Origin of the sequence: Ruegeria sp. HKCCD6604 (genome assembly GCF_013110635.1) — a bacterium.
GTDB lineage: Bacteria > Pseudomonadota > Alphaproteobacteria > Rhodobacterales > Rhodobacteraceae > Ruegeria.
Map to the genome: position 1 here is coordinate 1,267,819 of NZ_WVQW01000001.1, position 13,762 is coordinate 1,281,580.

The following is a 13,762-nucleotide window of genomic DNA, read 5'->3' on the forward strand; positions in this document are numbered from 1 at the left end:
TTTCGGCCTTATTTCAAGGGCGGAATCACCTAAAGAGCGGATATTGTGACCGATTCGACTCGGGCGGCCTGTTCCTCCCAATGGGTTCGGTTCAGCACGTGACCGTCTGCGCGAACCTCAGCGATGGCTGACAGATCGACATCCGCATAGGTCCAGCCCGGCTGATTCAAAGTGCCTTCGGCCAGCACACCGGTGGCCGGAAACCCCTTGTCGGGCGGGCCAAAGACGCCTCCGGTCCCGGTGTTCATATCCACCGCCTCGGACCATTCGTTGTTCCCGACCAGCGAGGCCATGACTGTAACGCATTGATTTTCCAAAGCTCTTGACATTGCGCCAATCCGCACGCGCCAGTAACCCGAAAGCGCTTCGGTACAGGATGGCGCAAGGATTAGGTCTGCCTCGCTCAGTGCGCGGCCCAGCAACGGAAACTCGCTATCGTAACAGATCAACACACCGATCTTGCCCAGCGCGGTGTCGAACAGCTTGAGCGGACCGCCGGGGGCGATGTCCCAATCCTCGCGTTCGAACCGGGTCATAATCTGTTTGTCCTGATGGTCGAAACTGCCATCCGGCGCGTAGAAGGCGGCGCGGTTCACCGGACGCCCGGTTCCATCAACAACCGGCGCGGACGCACCCAGAATGTAGGTTTTGTACGTCTTGGCGAGGCGGATGTGCAGGTTTTGTACATCCTCCATCCGGTCGGACACGGCCCGGATCGACCGCTCCAGATCGCCGGCAACCTCGGCCCCGTCCAGGGTCGACAGCTCCATCGCGCCGTATTCGGGAAAGACCAACAATTCGGCCCCCTGCCTTGCGGCCTGGGACACCCACCCCTCAAGCTTGTCTTCGTATTGTGCCCAGCTATCCAACCAGTCGAGATTATAGGCGGCAGTTGCGACTTTCATGGCAGCGTCCCCGTGCGGTCAAATTCGCATGACCTTAGTCGCGGACGCAGACCGGAGTACAGCCCAATTACCCTGCGGTCGTCGGATCGATGATCGTGGTCACTTCGGTGATCGTGTTGGCCGGGAACCCGCTGAGTTCCGCATGCTTGTGGATCGCGTCCTCGCTCTCGGCCAGATAGATGCAAAAGGTCTTGTCACCAGCAACATAGGAATGCTCCCACTGCACGCCGGGTATTTGCGCCAGCGCTTCGTTCGACTTCGCAGACGCGCCGCACAGTTCGTCACCGGACATGGAACCGACACCCGGAAGATCGCGTTCGATAACATAGCGTTTCATGGCAATTCCCCCACAGAAAACCCAACACTACCATGATTCGGGAGTTTTTTCTGCGTTTGGCGTTCAGAGATCCCGGATCCAGAACTGAAGAGGTTTTTTCGATTCGCCTTCTTCGCCGATATCTTTCCACGAAAACTGTGCGATCGCACCGGGCAAAGGCGTGTATCCCCGCGCGCGCCAGAAGGCATCCAGCGGGCGGTAATTGTCGGGCCGCATCGGATGATCTGCCGGGCGTTGCACGCCGCAGAACGCGCATTTGGTGAAACCCAGGCTGCGGGCGTGTGCTTCGCGGGCGTCGAAGAACCTGTGGCCGACACCCTGCCCGCGATAGTCGGGCAACAGCACCGATTCGGCGCAATAGAAGATGTCATGCAGGTCAAGCCCGGTGCCCTCGAAGGCCGCCGCGAAATCTTCGGCGTGGTCGATCAGAGGGGCGCCGGTTGACGCGCCGATCAGACGGTCGTTGTCGAATGCGCCCACCACGATGGCCTTGTCGCTGTCGCGGTAGGATTGCAGGTATTTCCGTTCATATTCCAGGTCGCCATCGTAAAGATACGGCCAGGCGTGAAATACCTTGATCCGCAGCCGGGCAACGTCATCAAGGGCGGCTTCCAGTGCCGCTCCGGTCAGGGGGCGGACGCCGGTGACCTCAGCCATTCGAAACCTGCTTGGTCCAGTCCGCCAGGTTGTAGAAAGTGGTGACGCGGGTGATCTTGCCATCCTTCAGGTCGAAGAACGAACCGGCAGGCAGGCGGTACGTCTGGCCATGCGCATCCGCCAGGCCGTCATCGGTTTCCAGATAGGTTCCGTTGACGATGAATTCGGCTGCTGCGCGGGTGCCGCCTTCGGCTTCGAACACGACGATGTCGGTCAGGTTTTCTTTGTAGCAGCGATTCATGTGCGCGCAGAACGCGGCGAACTTGTCCTTGCCGATGCGGATCTGGCCTTCGTTCACGTGATGGGCCACGTCATCGGACAGGCAAGCCAGCATGGCATCCACGTCACCGGCATTGAAGGCTTCGAAATAGGTTTTGACGGTCTGGTTCATGGTCACTCCGTAGGTTCGCCCCAGCGGTCTTTCAGATGTTTGATGATCTGATCGCGGGTCTGTCGGTAGTGATGTAGCTTTTCTTCGCGGGTCTCGCCCAACCCGGTAGGGTCCATTATTGGCCAATAATCGACATCGAGGTGAAAAACCCGGGTCAGTTCCAGCGCCCGGCGCTGACTGGCGGGCGAAAGCGCCACCACCAGATCGAACGAGCTTAGATCGTCGCCCCATTCCTGCATCTCGTCAAAGGACCGCGAGCGGTGACGGGACAGTTCCACACCCACCTCGTGGCAAGCCGCGATGCAGAACCCGTCAATTTCCAGATCGTTGTGCACGCCTGCGGACTGCACATAGGTGCCCGTGCCGTAAAACTTCTTCATCAGCCCCTCGGCCATCGGAGATCGAACCGAGTTGTGGTCGCAACAGAACAGGACCGACTGCGGCAGAGGCTTCACCCGTCAGCCCCCGAAATGCAGCACGCAGATCAGCGTGAACAGGCGCCGGGCGGTATCGGTATCCACTTCTGCCTTTCCCTCCAGCCGTTCCTGTAGCACGCGGCTGCCTTCGTTGTGGATGCCGCGGCGGGCCATGTCTATGGTCTCGATCTGGCTGGGAGGCAGCGACTTGACCGCGTCGAAATAGCTTTCGCAGATCTGGAAGTAATCCTTGACCACCTGCCGGAACGGGCCAAGCGACAGGTGAAATTCGGCGGCTTTTTCATCCTCTTCCGTCGCGATATCAAAGACCAGCCGTTTGTCGCGGATCGACAGTTGCACGTGGTAAGGCCCATCAGGAATGACGCGGTCATCCCGATTGGGCAGCGAAAAGCTGTTGTCTTCCAGCAGATCATAGATGGCAACCTTGCGTTCCTGCTCGATCTCAGGGGTCGGCGGCGGCAGGTTTCGGTCATCCAGTTCGATATGCGAAATGCGGGTCATCGTTATGGCTACAATCCTTTTGTCAGCACAGACCTATATCAACGGAATCCAGTCGGCAACGCAGAGAAGAGCCATATGTGTCCGGTCTTTGCATCATTTCAGCCATTCAGGCGGTTCAGACGCGCTGTGACAGAAAGGCCGTGCGCCTCGAGGCTTTCTGATTGCGCCAGCTGTTCAGCGGCGGGCCCGATGGCGCGCAGGGCCTCGGGGGTCATCTGGCTGAGCGTGGTGCGTTTGAGAAAATCCATCACGCTGAGCCCGGACGAGAACCGCGCGGACCGGGCCGTTGGAAGCACGTGGTTGGGACCGCCGACATAGTCGCCGATGGCTTCGGGCGTGTACTGGCCCAGAAAGATGGCCCCGGCGTGGATGGTTTTTTCGCTCAGCGCCACCGGGTCTGCGACGCAAAGCTCCAGATGTTCCGGGGCGATACGGTTCGACAGGATTGCAGCCTGGTTCAGATCACGGACGGTGATGATGGCGCCGAAGTCGCGCCAGCTGGCCCCGGCGATGGCGCGGCGCTGCAAGGTTTCGAGGCGTTTTTCGACCGCCTTCGCGACGCTTTGGCCAAAAGCGGTATCATCCGTGATCAGAATCGACTGCGCGCTTTCGTCGTGTTCGGCCTGGCTGAGCAGGTCCAGCGCGATCCAGTCGGGGTCGTTGTCCTTGTCAGCGATGACCAGGATTTCCGATGGGCCCGCAATCATGTCGATGCCGACCTTGCCGAACACCCGCCGTTTGGCCGCCGCCACAAAGGCGTTTCCCGGCCCGGTGATCTTGTCGACCGGCGCGATAGTGTCGGTGCCATAGGCCAGCGCCGCCACGGCCTGCGCGCCGCCGATGCGATAGACCTCGTCCACGCCCGCCAGTTGCGCGGCCAGCAGAACCAGTGGATTCACCAGCCCGTCCGGCGTGGGCACAACGATGGCCAGCCGTTCGACCCCCGCCACCTTGGCCGGGATGGCGTTCATCAGAACCGAAGACGGGTATGAAGCCAGCCCGCCGGGCACATACAACCCGGCGGCTGAAACGGCTGACCAGCGCCAGCCCAGTGTGGCCCCGGCCTCATCCGTCCAGCTTTGGTCGCTGGGCATCTGACGTTCGTGATAGGCCCGGATGCGGGCGGCGGCCAGTTCCAGCGCCGCGCGGTCTTCGGCCCCGACTTGCGCCACCGCGTCTGCGATCTCCTGCGCGCTGAAGGCCAGCGTTTCGGGTGTCAGCTCCAGCCGGTCGAATTTCGCGGTCAGTTCAATAACCGCCGCGTCGCCCCGGTTGCGGACATCGTCGATGATCTGCGCCACAACCGCGTCCACATCCGGGCTGTCCTCGCGCTTGGCAGACAGCAGGGCCTGAAAGGCGGTTTCGAAGTCGGGTGATGTGGCGTCAAGGAAAACGGGCATGATCTGGCACTCCGGGCGTTGCGCCACGGGACATATCGCCCACGGGGCGCGGCCTCAACCCTCAGCCCTGGGGGTGCAGCGATTTGCGCATGGCAAAGCAGGACAAATCCTGACGGTCACTGCATTGACCAGTGGCCTTCCAGCCGTGGCGCAAATAGAATTCCCGTGCCGTCTTCGTGCCGTCCAGATGCACCTCGGTACAGCCGCACGCAGCCAGTTGCCGTTCCAGCCGGTTGAGCAACGCGGCCCCCACCCCGCTGCCAACGTGTTCCGGGTCAACATAGAGCAAGGTGATCTTGCCGGTTTCGAACAACCCACCGACCGCGGCCACCTGCCCTTCACGCTGGGCCAGCCAGATCTGTGATCCCGGCTTGAACCAGCCCCGGATGGTCGCCGGGTCTTTGTTCGCGGTCCATTGTTCCAGATGGTCGGGATCGTTGTTGTGATCGGCCACACAAAGCTGCGTGATCGACCGGATCAGCACGCGGCTGATGTCGAACACATCGAACACCGTCGCCGGACGCAGGGCAATACCCTCGGGCACATTTGAAAACGCCTGAGAAATGCCGCGCTTGTTCTGCATCTATTCGGGGTGCTGCGGCGCCCGGCCGGATGGGGCCCGATATGGGCGCGTGACGTCCTTGAGCGTGGCATCCAACGCCTCGACCTTCAGGCGGATCGCGCCGTCACCCGCCAGGGTCAGCAAGACCTGGCCCGCGCCATCCTCGCCGGGTTCGAATTCGACGGACAGCAGCGACATGACCATGTCCTTCTCACTGCGATCAATGCCCTGGCTGGCCACGGACAGAACGGAATCGAAGACCAGCACCGACTGCACCCGTTCAAACGGGCGGTCACGGCGGGCGGCGGCATCCTTGTCTTCCCAGCGAAAGCGGTTCAGCAACAGGCCAAAGCGGCGGTGCGACGGTTGCCATTTCATCTCGGTCACGGGAAAAACCGCATCCTGCACGAGGGTCGAGATCACCTTCAGATCTTCTGCATCCTCAGCCCCCAAATTCAGCGGGGCTTCGCGCCCGTCTTCAAAACTTGCGTCCGTCATTCGCCTTTGATCCGTTCGATTTTTGCGCCCACGCCTTCCAGCTTGCGAACCACATGTTCATATCCGCGGTCCAAATGATAGACCCGGCTTACCGTTGTCTCACCTTCTGCCGCCAATCCGGCAAGGATCAGCGACACCGAAGCCCGCAGATCCGTCGCCATCACCGGGGCGCCTTTCAGGGTTTCGACACCCGTGACGGTGGCGGTGCCGCCGTGCACCTCGATATTTGCACCCATGCGCACAAGTTCCGGGGCATGCATAAAGCGGTTTTCGAAGATACGCTCTTCCAAAACCGAGGTGCCTTCGGCGGTGCACATCAGCGCCATCATCTGCGCCTGAAGGTCGGTCGGGAAGCCCGGGAACGGTTCGGTCACCACGTCCACAGCCTGCACACGGCCGTTCTTGCGCGCCACTTTCAAGCCGTTTTGGGTTTCGGTGACACTGACCCCCGCCGCGTCAAGCTTGGCCGCAAAGGATTCAACCAGCGCCATGCGCCCGCCCAGCAGTTCGACCTCGCCGCCGCAAATCGCCGGGGCCAGCATATAGGTGCCCAGTTCGATCCGGTCGGTGACAACCTGATGGGTGGCACCGTGCAGCCGGTCGACGCCCTGAATTTCTATGGTCGAGCTGCCCTCGCCCGAAATCTGCGCACCCATCTTGCGCAGGCATTCGACCAGATCGACGATCTCGGGCTCGCGCGCGGCGTTCTTGAGCACCGTGGTGCCCTTGGCCAGCGTCGCCGCCATGACGATGTTTTCGGTGGCCCCGACCGAGGCAAAGCGCATCTCGTGCACCGCCCCTTTCAGGCCGCCCGGAGCCTTGGCATGCAGATAGCCGTCCTTCAGCTCGATCTCGGCGCCCAGCGCCTCGAGCCCTTCCACATGCAAGTCCATTGGACGGGCACCAATCGCGCAGCCACCGGGCAGAGAAACAACCGCCTGCCCGAACCGCGCCAGCAAGGGACCCAGCACCAGATTCGAGGCACGCATCTTGCGCACGATGTCATAATCCGCCGTTTGGCTGGTCAGACTGTGGCTCGACATCGCGATCACCTGACCATCTTGCAGCGACGACACCTCGGCCCCCAGCGATTGCAGCAAAGCGGTCATGGTCTTGATGTCGCTTAGGCGTGGTGCGTTGGTCAGCGTCAGCGGTTCTTCGCTCAGCAAGGTCGCAGGCATCAGCGTCAGACACGCGTTTTTGGCCCCCGCAATCGGTATCTGACCATTCAGCGGGCCGTTGCCCGTTACCAGAATCGAATCCATCTGCTCTTATCCCTTGTCCTTGTCGGCCTTGTCCCCAGAGGCCGCCCGCGCCTTGGCCTGCGCCTTGCGCCGGGCCATATTGGCCTTCAGCGCCGCTTTCAGCCGCTCTTCGCGTGCATCCCCGGATTTGCCTTGTTTTTTGGGTGAATTTTTATTCGTCATGATCTTTCTCTACAGGAGGTGAAAAAAACCGTCCAGACACCCTTGCGCCGCGTTTCGTTTGAGTCTAATCACCCGCCCACAGCGCTGCTGTAGCTCAGAGGTAGAGCACTCCCTTGGTAAGGGAGAGGTCGAGAGTTCAATTCTCTCCAGCAGCACCATGATTTCCTCATATTCATCAAAAACTTACGCCAAACCAACGGCTTGCACTTGCAGACTCCTACACAGGAGCCCTACACAGTGACCCTTGCCATGCCTACACCAGTCAAAGACAAAAAAAGCGGAATCTACTACGTGAGGGTGCGCGTTCCGGCGGACCTGAAAGGAATCGTTGGCCGTGCCGAGGTGTCAAAGTCACTACGCACCAGAGACCCATCAGAGGCCAAAGAGAGATTTGCGGCTGAATACAGGAAAATTCAAAAGCGATGGGCGTCCTTTAGGGCAAAGCCTGAACCTCTCCCTTTGAAAAAGATCGTTGCTCTGTCTGGTCGCGTGTATTTCCGCCTGATGGAAATGCTAGAAAATGAACCGGGTGAACCTGCGATATGGGAACAGGTTTTGCGCCTGAGCCAACAGGCGGAAGCTGTCGAAGGCGGTATGGAAAAATGGTACGGTGTGGTCGCTGACGAGATACTGGCGGAAGAAGGTATTGCTATAGACGAACCGACGCGTGCGCGATTGCTACGTGAAGTTCACCGGTCTTGGACGCAGGCGGCTAGCCAGCAGTTGAAGAGAGCGGAAGGCGATTTCACCCCAGACCCTCAGGCTACGCGCTTCCCTGAGTGGGAACCCACAGCCTCGCCAAAAGTGGCAATCGAAGGCCCTACACTCACCAGCCTTTTTGAACGGTGGAGGAAAGACCACTTGAGCAACGGAAAGGCACCTGCAACGGTCGATGACTTCGCCCAGAAGAAGCACGCTTCGGTCGCTTGTTTGCCATTCTCAGTCCTCCGTTTCCTAAACATAACGGTGGACCCGTTCAGTTGGGGAGGCTCAGTACCCGCGTGCGCGAAACTCTGCAGCGCATTGCCTATGAACGGTGGCAATCGGATGCAATGGTTTTCGGGCATGGCACAGTCAGACCCGGAGCGCATCTTGTTGAATACATGCCGATCGGCAGTCACCACACTTGGTACGGGCTGTTATTCGTCAAAGGGCTGTCCGGATTTACAGCGTTCCTTGTGCCTTTGTCAGTTCATTTCTGGGTCGTCACGCTGGACGCAATAAAGTGTGAACGTGGCAAGCTTCCGCTGGGACTACTACTTACCATTGTCCTCCTTACTTTTGGAGAAAACGTTGAGATTCAGACCTATTTGCTCTGGCCAGGCCTCCTAATGCTCGGATGCCATCTCAGAGAGGTCAAATCGGTAAATCGGGGAAACTGACATGTAGGCTGGTTTGTTGAAACGCAAGCGCGGTGTTTGCCGTTGCTTTTCAAAGGCGGATCCTTCGCCGCTTTTTTGGGGGCATTGTGACTCTGAACGGTGCGCGCTTCCGAACCCTGGAACCAGTGACCTGACCGTGCAACGCCCTTCACTCCGGCCTTGAGCGGCGCTAGTCTCTGCCCTGAACAACGCTGAAAGGAGCCACCCGATGTCCCTCTTCTCAAAACTCTTCGGCGGCGTTGAGAAGTCCAAGCCGGATCCGGTTACTTACAAAGGGTTCGAGATATTCCCCGACCTGATGGCCGAGGGCAGCAAATTTCGCCTGATGGCCCGTATCGAAAAGACCATCGACGGAGATCGAAAGACACATACGGTGATCAGGGCGGATGTCTTCGACACTCGGGATCAGGCCGAAAGCTTTAGTATAGCAAAGGCGAAACAGGTCATTGATGAGCAAGGCGACAGCATTTTCAGCTAGGGAAGTCGTAGCTTGAAGCCTGATCTACGAGCGGAATCGCTGAGCATGCTTATGCGTATAATTCTGAACGCATTCCATAGGTTATCATTTGTCAAACTTTGTTCGGCGAAGAAGTCTTTGTGCAGCAGTTTATCTGCCCTGTTGTTTTGTTAGCTGCCATCGCAAAGCGCATAAAGCAGGCAATTGCGTAAAACACTGGAATGCAGGTTTTCCCCAGAGCGGAAGATCGGTCATATTTGTCGGGCTTTAGCTTCGAACCCATAGCCGATGCGTTGGGTGTCACTTTCCAGGAAAAATCGCTTTACCGGAAATCCGCGCGGCACTTATTCGGGCAAGCCGGCCAAACGCAGAGACGCGCAGTCTTTCTCCAATCGTTCTGCATCAGAGAAAAGCTGAGTTTTTGCCCAGTCCGATATGGAAAACTGAGGGCGGTATTTCATCACATTCCGCGCCTCATCGCGAGCGCCCTCAACGTTACCCGTTTCCATATGTACGATAACGAGGTCGAGATGCCCAAAGCCTTCAACTCTTTGACCATATTCGGTGAATGCCTTCTTGGCTTCCTCGTATTGACCGTCGAGCCGAAGTGCCAAACCCAGAACGCCAGCATACCAGCCGGGATAGTGAGGGTTGAGAGTAATGGCTTGCCGCGCCACGCGGATCGCTTCTTTTGCCTGCCCATTGAATGCCAATGTAATCGACAGCCTTGCAGCCACATCAGCGTGGTTTGGATTTAGCTGCAGTGCCTTGTTGAACTTCCCGATAGCAGATTCCAGTTTACCGTCGATTGCATCCGCGAAACCCGCAATTGCGTGAGCCTCTGGGTTGTAGCTGTCTATCTCCAGAGCACGTCGTGCGCAGTCGCGGGCCTCTGCCAGCGCCGCATTTCGGTCTGCTACAAAACCGTGCCTTGCTTCGACAGTACAAATGAACCCCAAAGTGCAATATGGCGCGGAGTAGCCTGGATCCAGGGAAATTGCCTGTTGAGCAAACCGACGAGCGTCAGCCTGTGCTTCCTTAGTTATTCTGCGCGAGGCTTCCACAGCTTGCAGCTGAGCAGTCCAGGCATCCAGATGTTTAGTACCCGAACCTCTGAAACGGGCCATCTCGCCCGCCAGTAATTCGACTTGAAGTTCAGTCGCAATTCTCAGGGCAATTTCATCCTGAACCTCGAATACGTCTTCTATCAGGCGATCAAACCGGTCTGCCCAAATGTGCATTCCGGACTTCGCATCGATGAGCTGCGCGGTAATTCGCACACGACTACCGCTTTGGCGGACACTTCCCTCGAGAACAAGATCGACGCCCTGTTCCAGTCCAACTTGTTTTACGTCTACCGAGCGCCCCTTATAGACGAACGTAGAGTTGCGCGCGACGACCAGTAAGTTCGGGAGTTTTGACAGAGTGGTAATTATCTCTTCGGTAATGCCATCGGCAAAGAATTCCTGATCGGGGTCAGAAGAAAGACTGTCAAAGGGTAGAACGCCGATCAGCAATGACTTCGAGTGACTGGCTGGAGTCACTCGCGGTGGTGCGGAACCGGGTGGCGACCATTGGAATACTTCGACAGGTGACAGGGCATTCTTGAACTGCCGTTCGCCAGCGCGGTGAAATTGCTCGGCGAGCCTCTCATCAAGGCTGCGATGGACGACATCGGAAATCAACACAGCCTCTTCGTCGGAAGCCTCTTGTAGCCGCGAGGCTATATTGATCCCATCGCCGAAGATGTCATCTTCGTCAAATACGACATCTCCCAGATGAACGCCCACGCGCAGTTTCAGCGAGGACTGGGCTGACACTTGGCTTTGAAGATCGAGGGCGCACCGCACTGCGTCCGAGACCGCGCTGAACTCGACCAGCCATCCATCGCCCATTCTCTTTACGATATTGCCGCGATGATCGCTAACCAATGGATCGAACAACTCTCGACGCAGGACACGGAGTTCGCTGAGAGTCCTGTTCTCATCCGCCTTTATCTGGCCCGAGTAGTTTACTACATCGGCCGAGAGTACTGCGGAAAGTCTGCGGTTCCCGTTCATGTCTATTCGTAACGCACAACGCGTTGCTTGGAAAAGACATCTTATTTCTTAGAGACGCTGCGCAAACGCCGACCGGACACTTTTTGGGCAAACCTGTTCCAATCAAAAATTTTCCAAACGACCGTGGTTTGCAAGAGTCTGTCGTAGTTGACTGAGCCTACCCAACTGATCTGGTCCATGGGTGTATTGAGGAATCTGGGGAATGGCATGTCCCGTCTTGATGCAATCAGGCAGATAGTCGGCGCTTAACTGCCCCACCAACGCTGAATTAACAAGAACAGTGGAATGGGTGTTGATCAATAGAAGGAACCGGAGCCGCTTCAGAATGAAATCGAACGGCTGAAACGCGCAGTTTCAAATCAGACCTTGGACAAACTGATCCTGACGGTGGCGGCCATCTGTTGCTCGACGACCGAAGAGAGTGGCTCCTGCAAAAACAATGGGAAGGTTTGCGTCGACAAGATCGGGCGTGCCCTGCCAGGGGAACGAGGAAAAGAGTTGTCAAAGCCAACCTGCATCGATGGGTTCATCCGCGCCTGCAATCGAGAACGTCGCGAACTCAACGCATCTGGCAAGCCGGTCGGGAAGGAGTTTGAATTCGCAGCAGCAGAAGCCACCAAGCTGCTCAAGCGGCGTAGTGGAGGATTCAACAATCATTTTTTAGGTGTTTGAAGTAAATTCAAATCTGGAGTTAAACGGATTTTCGTTTCTCTGGCTCGAAAAACCGCAAACAGTTTGAAACCGCAGCAAAAGCCTGCCTCTAATGCCTGCTCCTTGGATCCGGATCGTACAGAAAATACCCCTGTCACGCTCCACGCGTTGTGCCTGCTACAAAAGCCTGTCTTTCGGGAAGTTTTCGTTTTGGCTATTTTTCATTGCGTTAAGCTTGCCAAACAAACGAATTATACCTGCAAGTACATTTCACGACCAACAAGATTCGTCTCTTTTTTGGTTTTCGTGCTAGAGTAATTTTCTGAACAAGTTCTACTCAACACTAACCTCCTCAGGTGGCCGCATGTCTGCGCATTGTCAAAGTATTCGGGATGAAATTGAGACGCTTGAGCAAAGTATTGAACTTCTCGATATTCAGATTCAAAACACTGTTGACCCAATACAAAAGTCTGCGCTTTTTCGATTTAGAAAGCAGTCGCTGTCACTGCTTCAGCGAAAAAGGGGGGCTCTTAAGGCGTGTGAAGAGAGCGGGCCCCCATTGCCGCAAGTTCCGGCGGATATGTCAGATTTCGGTTCTGAGGTGACTCAAGGTATCCCCGGTTACGAGCTTGTCGCCGGTAAAGATACTCTTGCAAGAATATTTGTTGGTCGCCGCCCACCCGTAGTTGTTATGGCATCAGAACTTTTGGATGACGCGGATTCTGACTATTCGTCTAAAGCCCTCGGATTTGATCTGAATTCCCTTCCAATCCATTCGTTGCCCTTCAATCCAGCCCGGATTGATTATGCCGAACTTGAGATTTCCGGCCCATCTGGGACAACAGTTATCCCAGGTGATATTGGTGATGGCGTATTCTCAAATGATACCAAGAGTTTCTCCGAAGACGACAATATCAACTTCTATATCCGCGGTCGGGAAATCTCAAAGCCTGGACGGCATCGTTTTACTGCGCGGCTTTATCGCAACGGTACTCTTGTCGGCGAAAAGTCTCTTGGGCAACCACAGTTTCATCCGACGAAGGATCTGCGAATTCTTGTTGTCGTTGAGATCTTTCCCTTTCCTGCAGAGAAATGGGAAATTCTATTTCAGGCTCTGGAGGACTTGTCTCGAATTTTTCCTATTCGATCAGGTTTGGCGCCTTTGGACGGAGATCAGGAAGCCGGGCTGCGCTACCGAATTGAGCCGATACCAATTGATTTCGCGTGGCCTGATCGGACTCCCGTTGCGCAGCGCCTCGCCGCATTTAACCTGGAGCAGTCTGCTGCTGGCAGGCCGGATCGGGCCGAGCATGTCCTGACAATACGCACTCAACAACCCGGAGAAATGCCGCTTGGCGGAAGTGCCCAATCTGGACCAAACGGGAGCATCGCGGGTGTTACTCTGAATGTGGACCCTCCAATGGACAATTCGTTCGGCACCTTAGTTTCCCACGAAATTGCGCACAACTTCTTGACTGTGCCTCACGTTGGTGACGAGGGCGTAGCGCTCAATGAACCAGCTGCATTCGATTTAGTCGCTCGCAAATCAGTAGGGAATCCCAGGGCGTTAATGTACCGGATTTACAATTTAACTCCCAACGGAACTGCGTTTCTTGTTCCAGACTCTTGGCGCACCATCCGAGAACGCCTGCTTACTAGGTCCAGCACAGGCAATGACGAGTGATTTGACTTCGGGTATTTGGCGACCGTGAGTTTGATGTGATTTCCTTGTGTGCTGGTGGTTTGCCAAAGGATGAACTGCGTAATTATGCTAATCAAAACTGGGGTCTTTCGCTTTGAACCGAAAACCGGCCAAGAGATTTGGAGACTGCTTAACCGAAATCGAGAAAATCTGGGTCACGCCGGAGGCATACCGGACTCAGAGAGTTTGGGCGATAGAGACCTTGGTGATTAATGGAGAGGGCCTAAGCGACAGGCTGGCTGTCTAAACAATTCAATACTTCAAGTTCACATCACGCCTGAAATAGACCCGCGCTGCAAGCAAGCTAGAGGGGACAAGAGCAACGCGGGCCCCCCGAAGGGTGGTAGTAAAAGGGATGTAGCGTTGTGGTCTGAACCGGCCCCGTGTCGTAGCGC

Annotated in this window: 16 protein-coding genes and 1 tRNA gene; 5 read left to right on the forward strand and 12 right to left on the reverse strand. The window is 56.7% G+C overall.

The window, feature by feature from the left end; genetic code table 11:
- Positions 1-29: 29 nt before the first annotated feature.
- From GS614_RS06300 to GS614_RS06350, 11 genes are all read right to left on the reverse strand, one after another.
- Positions 30-905: a carbon-nitrogen hydrolase family protein gene (locus GS614_RS06300; protein WP_171725749.1), complete on the reverse strand. Its 876-nt coding sequence runs from the start codon at positions 903-905 to the stop codon at positions 30-32.
- 67 nt (positions 906-972) lie between these two features.
- A complete protein-coding gene (locus GS614_RS06305; RefSeq protein WP_152458857.1) occupies positions 973-1,242 on the reverse strand; it encodes a DUF4242 domain-containing protein in 270 nt (89 codons plus the stop codon).
- Between the two features lie 63 nt (positions 1,243-1,305).
- Positions 1,306-1,899 (reverse strand): GNAT family N-acetyltransferase, encoded by a 594-nt coding sequence (locus tag GS614_RS06310; protein ID WP_171206173.1) that lies wholly within the window; start codon positions 1,897-1,899, stop codon positions 1,306-1,308.
- Positions 1,892-2,290 carry a ketosteroid isomerase-related protein gene (locus GS614_RS06315; protein WP_171168752.1) on the reverse strand — a complete coding sequence of 133 codons (399 nt, stop codon included), beginning with the start codon at positions 2,288-2,290 and terminating at the stop codon, positions 1,892-1,894. The genes GS614_RS06310 and GS614_RS06315 overlap by 8 nt, the downstream gene beginning before the upstream one ends.
- 2 nt (positions 2,291-2,292) lie before the next feature.
- Positions 2,293-2,745, reverse strand: coding sequence for a low molecular weight phosphatase family protein (locus tag GS614_RS06320; RefSeq protein ID WP_171118521.1), 453 nt, complete (start codon positions 2,743-2,745; stop codon positions 2,293-2,295).
- A gap of 3 nt (positions 2,746-2,748) precedes the next feature.
- Positions 2,749-3,228: a UPF0262 family protein gene (locus GS614_RS06325; RefSeq protein ID WP_171168754.1), complete on the reverse strand. Its 480-nt coding sequence runs from the start codon at positions 3,226-3,228 to the stop codon at positions 2,749-2,751.
- A gap of 98 nt (positions 3,229-3,326) precedes the next feature.
- Positions 3,327-4,628 (reverse strand): histidinol dehydrogenase, encoded by a 1,302-nt coding sequence (gene hisD, locus GS614_RS06330; protein ID WP_171168756.1) that lies wholly within the window; start codon positions 4,626-4,628, stop codon positions 3,327-3,329.
- 61 nt (positions 4,629-4,689) lie between these two features.
- A complete protein-coding gene (locus GS614_RS06335) occupies positions 4,690-5,211 on the reverse strand; it encodes a GNAT family N-acetyltransferase (RefSeq protein WP_171168758.1) in 522 nt (173 codons plus the stop codon).
- Positions 5,212-5,688: a DUF2948 family protein gene (locus GS614_RS06340; protein ID WP_152458869.1), complete on the reverse strand. Its 477-nt coding sequence runs from the start codon at positions 5,686-5,688 to the stop codon at positions 5,212-5,214.
- The gene (gene murA, locus GS614_RS06345) at positions 5,685-6,953 is read right to left on the reverse strand and encodes a UDP-N-acetylglucosamine 1-carboxyvinyltransferase (RefSeq protein WP_152458871.1); all 1,269 of its coding nucleotides are present in this window, start codon (positions 6,951-6,953) and stop codon (positions 5,685-5,687) included. The genes GS614_RS06340 and murA overlap by 4 nt, the downstream gene beginning before the upstream one ends.
- A gap of 6 nt (positions 6,954-6,959) precedes the next feature.
- Entirely contained in the window at positions 6,960-7,115 is a 156-nt protein-coding gene (locus GS614_RS06350) for a hypothetical protein (protein WP_171206177.1), read from the reverse strand.
- Between the two features lie 83 nt (positions 7,116-7,198).
- Between GS614_RS06350 and GS614_RS06355 the strand changes: the two genes are divergently transcribed.
- The 3 genes from GS614_RS06355 to GS614_RS06365 all read left to right on the forward strand — a co-directional run bounded on the left by GS614_RS06355 (position 7,199) and on the right by GS614_RS06365 (position 8,975).
- A tRNA-Thr gene (locus GS614_RS06355) sits at positions 7,199-7,273 on the forward strand.
- Between the two features lie 79 nt (positions 7,274-7,352).
- Positions 7,353-8,339 (forward strand): DUF6538 domain-containing protein, encoded by a 987-nt coding sequence (locus GS614_RS22415; RefSeq protein ID WP_171725750.1) that lies wholly within the window; start codon positions 7,353-7,355, stop codon positions 8,337-8,339.
- 366 nt (positions 8,340-8,705) lie between these two features.
- Positions 8,706-8,975, forward strand: a complete 270-nt coding sequence (locus GS614_RS06365; protein ID WP_171168764.1) for an HlyU family transcriptional regulator — start codon at positions 8,706-8,708, stop codon at positions 8,973-8,975.
- Between the two features lie 323 nt (positions 8,976-9,298).
- Here the strand turns inward: GS614_RS06365 and GS614_RS06370 are convergent, their stop codons facing one another.
- On the reverse strand, positions 9,299-11,014 hold the full coding sequence (locus GS614_RS06370) for an adenylate/guanylate cyclase domain-containing protein (protein WP_253285293.1): 1,716 nt from the start codon (positions 11,012-11,014) through the stop codon (positions 9,299-9,301).
- Between the two features lie 366 nt (positions 11,015-11,380).
- Here GS614_RS06370 and GS614_RS06375 point away from each other — a divergent pair, with 366 nt between their 5' ends.
- Both GS614_RS06375 and GS614_RS06380 read left to right on the forward strand, forming a co-directional pair.
- A complete protein-coding gene (locus GS614_RS06375) occupies positions 11,381-11,686 on the forward strand; it encodes a hypothetical protein (protein WP_171725751.1) in 306 nt (101 codons plus the stop codon).
- Between the two features lie 343 nt (positions 11,687-12,029).
- Positions 12,030-13,349, forward strand: coding sequence for a hypothetical protein (locus tag GS614_RS06380; RefSeq protein WP_171725752.1), 1,320 nt, complete (start codon positions 12,030-12,032; stop codon positions 13,347-13,349).
- The last annotated feature ends 413 nt before the right edge of the window (positions 13,350-13,762 follow it).

Bases quoted from the DNA above. Each gene is read 5' to 3' on its own strand.
- hisD (WP_171168756.1), bottom strand. From the start codon at position 4,628: ATGCCCGTTTTCCTTGACGCCACATCACCCGACTTCGAAACCGCCTTT.
- GS614_RS06325 (WP_171168754.1), bottom strand. From the start codon at position 3,228: ATGACCCGCATTTCGCATATCGAACTGGATGACCGAAACCTGCCGCCG.
- GS614_RS06350 (WP_171206177.1), bottom strand. From the start codon at position 7,115: ATGACGAATAAAAATTCACCCAAAAAACAAGGCAAATCCGGGGATGCA.
- GS614_RS06305 (WP_152458857.1), bottom strand. From the start codon at position 1,242: ATGAAACGCTATGTTATCGAACGCGATCTTCCGGGTGTCGGTTCCATG.
- GS614_RS06335 (WP_171168758.1), bottom strand. From the start codon at position 5,211: ATGCAGAACAAGCGCGGCATTTCTCAGGCGTTTTCAAATGTGCCCGAG.
- GS614_RS06310 (WP_171206173.1), bottom strand. From the start codon at position 1,899: ATGGCTGAGGTCACCGGCGTCCGCCCCCTGACCGGAGCGGCACTGGAA.
- GS614_RS06380 (WP_171725752.1), top strand. From the start codon at position 12,030: ATGTCTGCGCATTGTCAAAGTATTCGGGATGAAATTGAGACGCTTGAG.
- murA (WP_152458871.1), bottom strand. From the start codon at position 6,953: ATGGATTCGATTCTGGTAACGGGCAACGGCCCGCTGAATGGTCAGATA.
- GS614_RS06370 (WP_253285293.1), bottom strand. From the start codon at position 11,014: ATGAACGGGAACCGCAGACTTTCCGCAGTACTCTCGGCCGATGTAGTA.
- GS614_RS06300 (WP_171725749.1), bottom strand. From the start codon at position 905: ATGAAAGTCGCAACTGCCGCCTATAATCTCGACTGGTTGGATAGCTGG.
- GS614_RS06365 (WP_171168764.1), top strand. From the start codon at position 8,706: ATGTCCCTCTTCTCAAAACTCTTCGGCGGCGTTGAGAAGTCCAAGCCG.
- GS614_RS06315 (WP_171168752.1), bottom strand. From the start codon at position 2,290: ATGAACCAGACCGTCAAAACCTATTTCGAAGCCTTCAATGCCGGTGAC.
- GS614_RS06340 (WP_152458869.1), bottom strand. From the start codon at position 5,688: ATGACGGACGCAAGTTTTGAAGACGGGCGCGAAGCCCCGCTGAATTTG.